The organism is Actinomadura rubrisoli, from assembly GCF_004349215.1.
In the GTDB taxonomy this organism is placed as follows: domain Bacteria; phylum Actinomycetota; class Actinomycetes; order Streptosporangiales; family Streptosporangiaceae; genus Spirillospora; species Spirillospora rubrisoli.
In genome coordinates this window covers 1-2,457 of the sequence record NZ_SMKU01000622.1, presented here as the reverse complement: position 1 = coordinate 2,457, position 2,457 = coordinate 1, and the positions used below count along the sequence as shown (strand labels likewise).

At 77.8% G+C, this 2,457-nt stretch carries 1 protein-coding gene; it reads right to left on the bottom strand.

Annotated elements, in window-relative coordinates:
• Positions 1 to 139: 139 nt before the first annotated feature.
• The coding region (locus E1298_RS46205; RefSeq protein ID WP_131903697.1) for an ATP-binding protein at positions 140 to 2,457 on the bottom strand (2,318 nt) is incomplete at its 5' end.

Below are 2,457 nucleotides of genomic sequence, written 5' to 3'. Positions count from 1 at the left end.
GCCCGCCGCCCACCTGCCGCGCGCCCGCCGCCTGCCGGCCGCCCACCTGCCGCCCGCCTGCCGCGCGCCCGCGTGCCCGCCGCGCGCCCGCCGCGGTCGCCCGGTCGGTGTCCCGGGAGCCTCCGCCGGTCGCCGGCGGTCAGCCGCCGATCGTCCGGCTGCCGAGCGGGGGAAAGGGCCCGCCGATCGTCCGGCCGCCGCGGCCGCCGCCAAGGAGGGCGAGCGCCTCCGCGCGGGGGAGCGCGGCGCCCTCGGCGAGGCACGCCTCGTACGCCGCGTCCCCGAGCACGGCGCGGGCGACGGACGCGACGCGCGCCACGTCGGGGTCGCCGGGGGCCAGGACGCCCCGCAGGGACCGGGTCACGCCGAGCAGCCGTGCGGCGCCCGCCGCGTCCCCCTCGGCGAGAGCGACGGCCGCCAGCCCGACGGCCGCGCCCGCCTGGTACATGAAGATCGGATGGTCGAGCGCCAGGTCCAGCGCCTCGTCCAGCAGCTCGCGCGCCCGCGCGGCACGGCCCTCGGCGAGGGCCACCCACGCCAGCCCGACCAGCGCCGAGCCCCGCACGGCCACGGCGATGAACCGCTCGGACGCCGAGCCGTCCAGCGCCGCCTCGTACCACCGCCGCGCCTCGTCCAGGTCCCCGCGCAGCCGCGCGACCTCGCCGAGCCCGTGGTGGCCCGCGGCGACCTTGTCGGGGACGCCCGCCCGGCGGCCCAGCCCGGCACCGCGCTCGTAGTCGGCCCGCGCCGCGTCCAGATCCCCGCGGTGGAGGTGGACGCCCCCTCGCCGGAACAGCAGGTCGCTGGTGTCCTCCAGGGCGCCGAGCTGCCCGACCAGCTCGAACGCCTCGTCCAGCAGCGCCAGCGCGCGGTCGCTGTCGCCGCGCCAGTCGGTGAGCTGGGCCAGCGGGTCCAGGGAGTTGGCGGCACCCCACCGGTCGCCGACCGCCCGGAAGCCCCGCACGGCCGCGGCGGCCGCCTCCGCCGCCCGGTCCACCTCCCCGGCGAACTGCAGCACGAAAGCGTCGCTCATCCGGATGAGCGCGTGCGACCAGGGGTCCTCGCCGAGCTGCCTGCTGAAACTGTCGTAGTCCGTTCGCGCGGGTCCCGCCGTGAGCGCCCACTGGACGATCAGCGCCGGGTACGTCACGGGCCGGTCGATGCCCCGCAGGATCGCCTCGGCCCGGTCGAGCAGGCCCACCGCCCGTTCACCCGCGAAACCGCCCGACACCGCGTTCGCGACGCACAGGACGTACTCCTCCTCAAGGCCCCGGGGCGGATCGTCGTCCAGCACGTCCAGCAGCCGCGCCGCGAGCGCCGCGCCCTCGATGCGCCCCCGCAGCCACCAGTACCACGACAGGAACGCGACGAGCCGCAGTGCCAGCCCGGGATCCAGCCGGACGCACCGGCGCAGCGCCGCGTGCAGGTTGCCATGGTCGGCCGCGAGCCGCTCCAGCCATTCGAGCTGTTCCGCGGCCCGCAGATGCGGATCGGCGCGCCGCGCCAGGTCCAGGAAGTACGCGGCGTGCGCGCGCTGGAACCGCTCCTCCTCGCCCGCCTCCGCCAGCCGCTCGGCGCAGAACGCGCGGACGGTGTCCAGCATCCGGAACCGCGTCCCGTCGCTCTGCAGCAGCGACTTGTCGGCCAGCTCGACCAGCAGCTCGTCGGCATCGTCCAGATCGCAGACGCCCTGCACGGCCTCCAGCGTGAGCCCGCCGGAGAACACCGTCAGCCGCCTCGCCAGGGTCTGCTCCGCCCCGTCCAGCAGCTCCCAGCTCCACTCGACCACCGCCCGCAGCGTCTGGTGGCGCGGCGCGGCCGCGCGGTTCCCGCGCGACAGCAGCCGGAACCGGTCGTCCAGCCGCGTCGCGACCTCCGCCACCGGCAGCGACCGCAGTCGCGCCGCCGCCAGCTCGATCGCCAGCGGCAGCCCGTCCAGCGCCCCGCAGATCCGCAGGACGGCGTCCACGTTCCCCGCGTCCACGGCGAACCCGGGCCGCACCGCCGCGGCCCGATCCGCGAACAGCCGCACCGCCGGATAGCCGACGACGTCCTCGACCGGCGCGCCGTCCGGCGGCAGCTCCAGCGGCGGCAGCGGCCGCAGCGCCTCGCCCGTGACGGCGAGGGCCTCCCGGCTCGTCGCCAGCACCCGCAGCTCGGGGCAGGCGCTCAGCAGCCGGTGCGCCAGCCGCGCGATGGCCGCCACCACATGCTCGCAGTTGTCCAGGACGAGCAGGATCCGCCGCCCGGCCAGCGCCGTGACGAGCCGCTCTTCCGCGCCCGGCCGCTCCTCCGCGCCCGGCTGCCCGTCCGCGGGCACCGGCAGCATCCCGCTCTCCCGCAACCCGAGGGCGCCGAGCAGCGCCTTCGCCACCTCAGACCGGTCGACGGGCGCCAGGTCCACGAAGCAGACCTCGCCCTCCTCCCGCCCCGCGGCCTCGATCGCCAGCCGCGTCT